This window comes from Xanthomonas sp. BRIP62411 (assembly GCF_003993525.1).
In the GTDB taxonomy this organism is placed as follows: Bacteria; Pseudomonadota; Gammaproteobacteria; order Xanthomonadales; family Xanthomonadaceae; genus Xanthomonas; species Xanthomonas euroxanthea.
Map to the genome: position 1 here is coordinate 1 of NZ_QEZI01000042.1, position 6,043 is coordinate 6,043.

Here is a 6,043-nt window from a genome sequence, read left to right on the forward strand (position 1 = left end):
CGCTTGAACCACGCCGACAACGCCCACATCACGAGTGCAGGCGCGGCACCCCTGCCAGCGCGCGCATGCGAGAGCCCCATGAGCCAGTTCGACCTGACCCCTCCCTCCCCCGCCCAGCGCGACGCCCTGATCGCCGGGCTCAGCGACGAGGAACAGCGCGTGCTGCTGCACCATGGCACCGAAGCGCCATTCTGCGGGGTGTTCCTGGATAACAAGCTCGACGGCGTCTACACCTGCCGCCTGTGCGGCTTGCCGTTGTTCCGCTCCAGCGCCAAGTTCGAATCCGGTACCGGCTGGCCAAGCTTCTTCGCGCCCTACGACGCCGCCCATGTGCGCGAGATCCGCGACATCAGCTACGGCATGATCCGCACCGAGATCGTCTGCGCGCGCTGCGACAGCCACCTGGGCCACGTCTTCCCCGACGGCCCGCCGCCGACCGGCGAACGCCACTGCCTGAACTCGGTCTCGCTGGGGTTTACCGAAAACGGCCAGGCGCTGCCCAACCCCTTGCAGCGCGAAGGTGCCGAGGCGCAACCGGCCTGAGCCGACGCGTGTCGTCCGGCACGCAGGGATTCCGTGCCGGACGCCGTGGCGCACACCTGCGCCCCGCATGCACACACCGGCAGGCGCTGCCGCATCGCCAACGCATGCGGTACGCGACGAGGCGTTGATCCATTCCGGCCACCCGGTGCGACTCACTTGAGCCGGGTTGCGTCAGGACACGTGTTGCAGAGAGTGCTTGGCATGGGCAGTTGCACCGCGAAACCCCGTGATCCCAGGCTGAAGCGGCCCGCAGGCTACCTGGCGCGTGCAGCGCTGTTGCCGCCCATTTCCCGTGCGAAGATCCGCTGCGCCAGTTGATCGTTCAGCTACACCGCACACCTTCACGCCGTGCGCTTCAAGAATCCGCCGCGCAAGCCGAAACAACAGCAACCTTGTTTGCTTCTGGCTGCGCCATGCTCATCATCATCGGCTTCATCGTCGTCATCGTCAGTGTCCTGGGCGGCTATGTGCTGTCGCATGGCAAGCTGGGCGCGCTCTGGCAGCCGTACGAGCTGATGATCATCGGTGGCGCGGCGTTCGGCGCGTTTCTGGTCAGCACGCCCGGCAAGATCGTCAAGGAAACCTTCAGCAGCATCATGGGCGTGTTCAAGGGCCCGCAGTACAAGTCCGACGACTACAAGGACACGCTGAGCCTGATCTACGAGCTGCTCAACAAGGCGCGCCGCGACGGCTTTATGGCGCTGGAAGACCACGTCGAAAAACCGCAGGACAGCACCATCTTCGGCAACTACCCCAAGGTGGTTGCCGACCATCACCTGCTGGACTTCATCACCGACTGCCTGCGCCTGATGATCGGCAGCAACATCGAACCGCACGAGCTGGAGCCGTTGCTCGAACTGGAGCTGGAAAAACACCACCACGAGGCGCTGGCGCCCTCGCATGCGTTGAGCAAGGTGTCCGACGGCCTGCCCGGCTTCGGCATCGTGGCGGCCGTGCTCGGCATCGTGATCACCATGGGCTCGATCGGCGGGCCGATCGAGGAGATCGGCCACCACGTCGGCGCCGCCCTGGTCGGCACCTTCCTGGGCATCCTGCTGGCCTATGGCTTCGTCGCGCCGCTGGCCGCGGCGATGGAAGCGCGCGCCGAGCAGGACGGGCGCATGTACGAGGCGGTCAAGACCGCGCTGCTGGCCTGCCTGCGCGGCTACAACCCGAAGATTGCGCTGGAATTCGCGCGCAAGACACTGCCCTCCAACGTGCGTCCGAGCTTTGCGGATTTCGAAACGCACCTGAAGACGATCAAGTAGGGCCGCGGTCATGGCCGAGGGCAAATCCACCGTCGTCATCCGACGGGTCAAGAAGGTGCAGGGCGGCGGCCATCACGGCGGCGCCTGGAAAGTGGCGTTTGCCGACTTCGTGACCGCGATGATGGCGTTCTTCCTGGTGCTGTGGCTGATGGCCGCCACCACCAAGGAACAGCGCGCGGCGATCTCGGAATACTTCCGCAATCCCAGCCCGCTGTCGGGCAAGTCGCCGGCGCCCTCGCCGGGCATGAATGGCCCCGGCGGCGCCAGCACCTCGATGATCAAGCTCGGCGGCACCGCCGACATGGCCAAGGGGCAGAAGGACGAAATGGGCCGCAAGCGCGACAACGCCGCCGACACCAGTCAGGACAGCCGCGCCAAGGACAAGAAGCGCCTGGAAGCGCTGATGCAGGACTTGAAGGAAGCCATCGACAAGAGCCAGGCGCTGGAGCCGTTCAAGGACCAGCTGCTGCTCGACCTCACCCCGGACGGCCTGCGCATCCAGATCGTGGACAAGCAGAACCGGCCGATGTTCGACATGGGCCGCGACCAGCTCAAGCCGTACACCGTGGCGATCCTGCGCGAGCTGTCCAGCTTCATCAACCAGGTGCCCAACCACATCAGCATCACCGGCCACACCGACACCACCGCCTACAGCAGCGATGCCGGCTACACCAACTGGGAACTCAGCGCCGACCGCGCCAACGCCGCGCGCCGCGCGCTGGTGGGCGGCGGCATGGACGATGCCAAGGTGACGCGCGTGGTGGGGCTGTCCTCTTCGGTGCTGTTCGACAAGACCAACCCGCAGAACCCGATCAACCGCCGCATCAGCATCGTGGTGATGACCCAGGATGCCGAACAGGCCGCGCTGGCCGGCGCCGGCCAGGGCATTGCGCTGGGCAAGCCCACCCACGATGCCGACACCCATGTGCCGGACCTGAGTGCCGCAGCGACTGCGGCCACCGCGGCGGTGGGGACACCGGCCGCGCTGCCTGCGGCAGGGCCCACCGCGGCGGCGGGCGGACCTGCAGCTGCTGAGAGCGCCAAACCGCCCGCGGCAACCACCACGGTCGGCAGCACCACGCCGGCCGCGCCGCGCGTCTCCACGCGCACCCAGCTGGCCTCGGCCACGGCCCTGGCCAAGGCTGCCGAAGCTGCCGTGGCGGCGCCGCGCACTGCCGTCGGCGAAGCGCCCCAGCGGCGCTGACGGCGGCTGAGGGCATCTGGCCTGATGATTGCCTGGCGATTGCCTGGCGGCGGCTAGCGGTTGCTGGCGGCTGTACGGCTGGAGGCGGCAGGTTGTCGTGCAGACCTGACTGAGGTGCATGCCGAATTCCAGCATCCTGCGGCCGGCCGCTCCGGCTGCATTCCGGTCCCGACCAGCAGCGGCGCGCTCGTGCTCGGGCACAGGCGTGGTGTCGGCCGCTGCAGCCTGCCCGAAATACCGGCGTCGGCGCCTTCGACACGCTGGAGGGCCCATAGGAGCGTGGACTGGCGCGGCGGGCGTTCACCGGCCCGATGGCGGTACCCGAGCCGGGCTGCGCACAAGCGCCTAGAATGGTCGGCCATTCCCAGCGTCGAGAACACCGTGTCCCGCAATTCCAAGGCCAAGCGCGACAAGCGCAAGAAGTCCCAACCCAAGCGCCCGATCGTCCGTCTGGGCCAGGCGCCGCAGATCGCCAACCATGCCGTGCTGCAGGATGCCGACGGCCGCGTGGTCGCGGCGATCGGCTTGCAGAACGACAGCGAATGGCTGCTGTCGATCGGCGGCCAGACCATGGGCAGCGCCGACAATCCGGTGCCGATGCTGGCCATGCTCAAGCACCTGGCCAATCTGCAGGAGAAGGAAGGCAAGACCATCTCGCTGGAATACTCCACCCAGCTGCAGCAGATGATCGACGACCTGGCCGCCGAAGACGGCAAGACCGCCGAGGAATACCTGACCACGCTGGTGTCCGAGTTCGAGAACAGCGACGCCGAAGGCGACGACGGCGAAGCCGAAGCCGAAGACGCAGATGCCGAGGCAAGCGATGCCCAGGCAGATGCTGACGCCGACGCCAGCGACGCAGACGCCGCTGCCGAAACCGCAGGCGACGCGCCGCAGGACGATGCCGACGACGCAAGCGACGGCAGCAAGAAAAAGAAGACCAAGAAGGCCTGAGGGCCTGCCGGTGGCCGTCTACGTCGACGATGCGGTGCATCTGTGGCGCGAGCAGCGCTGGGCGCACCTGCTCGGCGATACGCTGCACGAGCTGCATGCAATGGCGGCGCGGCTGGGCATTCCCCGCCGCGCCTTCCAGAACAAACTCAGCGGCGCGCACTACGACGTGCCCGCACCGCTACGCACCGAAGCCATCGCGCTCGGTGCCATCGCCATCTCCCGTCACACCGATCGCGTCTTGCTCAAGGCCTTGATCGCCAATGCGCGTGCGCAGGCACGGGGCCAGGCGCCTTGAGGCGGGGATTGGGGATTGGGGATTGGGGATTCGCAACGGCGGTGGCCGCAACCTGATTGGCGGCGCGCCTTTGTAGGCGCGCGCCCGAGCGCGAGGAGCTGTCCCGGTAACGCCTGTCGCGCGCAGGCACGCTCCTACGGGGCAATCGCTGGGCCGTGTAAGCCCCCTGGTAAAGAGGCCTGCAACGTCACGACGGCGGCATCCCCTCTGCACCATGACACCACGCCGTTGTAGGAGCGCGCCCGAGCGCGAGGGGCTGTCCCGGTAACGCCTGTCGCGCGCAGGCACGCTCCTACGTGGCAATCGCTGGGCCGTGTAAGCCTCCTGGTAAGGAGGCCTGCAACGTCACGACGGCGGCATCCCCCTCTGCACCATGACGCCACGCCGTTGTAGGAGCGCGCCCGAGCGCGAGGGGCGGTCCCGGTAACGCCTGTCGCGCGCAGGCACGCTCCTACGGGGCAATCGCTGGGCCGTTGTAAGCCTCCTGGTAAAGAGGCCTGCAACGTCACGACGGCGGCATCCCCCCCCTGCACCATGACGCCACGCCGTTGTAGGAGCGCGCCTGGCCTGAGCGCGAGGGGCTGTCACGGTAACGCCCGATCGCGCGCAGGCACGCTCCTACGGGGCAATCACCCGGCCGCGGACAATGCCAGCCAGACCCACACACCCGGAGACCGCTCTCGCGACTCCCCGATCCCGACTCCCCACTCCCGGCCCTCAGAACGCCTCGTTTCCCAGCCGCACCTCGACCCCCAGCAGCGAGGTCAGCGCCAGCATGGCGTCGTCGTCGCGGCTGAGGGCGATCCAGCCGGCATAGGCGTCGCCACCGGTGTTCCAGTTCCACAGCGAGTAGCCGTGCTCGCGCAGACGATCGTAGGCCACCGCCATCAGGTCCGGCACACTCAGATCGCTGGCAAACTCCTCGTCATCCAGGTCGCCACCCCAGTCGATGCGCAGGTTCCAGCGCGCGCTGAGTTCGTCGATGGCGGCAATGAACGCGTCGGTGTCCTTCCAGTCCACGAAGAAGCCCGAGCGCCAGTCGATCGCATCCTTCAAGGCCCACAACCAGGCATCGTCGCCCTCGTCGTCGTCCAGGTCGGCCTGCGCCTCGCGCCAGGTATCGAACTGGCCCAGGGCGGTGTCTTCGTCACCGGGATTGATCAGCACCAGCAGATTCCACACCCGCGCCGGGTGGTCGTCGACATCGTCTTCGTCGCCCTCGGGCTGCAGGCCTTCGTCGTCTTCGTAGTCGGCGCTGTTATCGGGCATGGCGGTCTGGGTTCTCAGGAGAGCAGGCGTGAAGTGTGGAGGCCTGGCGACGCGCACGCAAACCGCCCGGCGCATGCGCACGCAGTGCCGGGGCTGATCTTCGCGGCGCGGGCCCGTATCCTGTGCGGCCGAAGACGGCCATCCCGGCCGCCATGACGCCTTTCCCATGAGCGATACCCCTCCCGATCATCTGGCCATCGATGCACGCAGCCCGTTCCACGATGCCTACGCCCTCAACCGCGGCATCGGCGTGCGCTTCAACGGTGTCGAACGCGACAACGTGGAGGAGTATTCGGTCAGCGAAGGCTGGATCAAGGTGCAGGTCGGCAAGGCCCGCGACCGTCGCGGCAACCCGATGACGATGAAGATCAAGGGCGAGGTGGTGGCCTACTTCCTGGACACCAAGGGCGACGCCAAGGCTGCTGCCGAGTAAGCGCGGCTGACCAGACTACCTCACGCTGTTCTATTGCAGAGCTGCCGGGCGGAGAGTTTGCTGCGGGGCGCGTGTCC

Annotated in this window: 7 protein-coding genes; 6 read left to right on the forward strand and 1 reads right to left on the reverse strand. The window is 67.4% G+C overall.

Annotated elements, in window-relative coordinates:
• Positions 1 to 78: 78 nt before the first annotated feature.
• The 5 genes from msrB to EO139_RS21295 all read left to right on the forward strand — a co-directional run bounded on the left by msrB (position 79) and on the right by EO139_RS21295 (position 4,264).
• The gene (gene msrB, locus EO139_RS21275; RefSeq protein WP_104649337.1) at positions 79 to 543 is read left to right on the forward strand and encodes a peptide-methionine (R)-S-oxide reductase MsrB; all 465 of its coding nucleotides are present in this window, start codon (positions 79 to 81) and stop codon (positions 541 to 543) included.
• 413 nt (positions 544 to 956) lie between these two features.
• Positions 957 to 1,811: a flagellar motor stator protein MotA gene (motA, locus tag EO139_RS21280; protein WP_104583217.1), complete on the forward strand. Its 855-nt coding sequence runs from the start codon at positions 957 to 959 to the stop codon at positions 1,809 to 1,811.
• 10 nt (positions 1,812 to 1,821) lie between these two features.
• Positions 1,822 to 3,015, forward strand: a complete 1,194-nt coding sequence (motB, locus tag EO139_RS21285; RefSeq protein ID WP_126972411.1) for a flagellar motor protein MotB — start codon at positions 1,822 to 1,824, stop codon at positions 3,013 to 3,015.
• A 279-nt stretch (positions 3,016 to 3,294) separates the two neighbouring features.
• Positions 3,295 to 3,969: a hypothetical protein gene (locus EO139_RS21290; protein ID WP_241235999.1), complete on the forward strand. Its 675-nt coding sequence runs from the start codon at positions 3,295 to 3,297 to the stop codon at positions 3,967 to 3,969.
• Positions 3,970 to 3,979: 10 nt separating this feature from the next.
• A complete protein-coding gene (locus EO139_RS21295) occupies positions 3,980 to 4,264 on the forward strand; it encodes a DUF4031 domain-containing protein (protein WP_126972415.1) in 285 nt (94 codons plus the stop codon).
• A gap of 717 nt (positions 4,265 to 4,981) precedes the next feature.
• Here EO139_RS21295 and EO139_RS21300 read toward each other — a convergent pair.
• Positions 4,982 to 5,533, reverse strand: a complete 552-nt coding sequence (locus EO139_RS21300) for a hypothetical protein (RefSeq protein ID WP_104583213.1) — start codon at positions 5,531 to 5,533, stop codon at positions 4,982 to 4,984.
• Between the two features lie 166 nt (positions 5,534 to 5,699).
• Here EO139_RS21300 and EO139_RS21305 point away from each other — a divergent pair, with 166 nt between their 5' ends.
• Positions 5,700 to 5,966 carry a DUF3297 family protein gene (locus EO139_RS21305; protein WP_126972417.1) on the forward strand — a complete coding sequence of 89 codons (267 nt, stop codon included), beginning with the start codon at positions 5,700 to 5,702 and terminating at the stop codon, positions 5,964 to 5,966.
• The last annotated feature ends 77 nt before the right edge of the window (positions 5,967 to 6,043 follow it).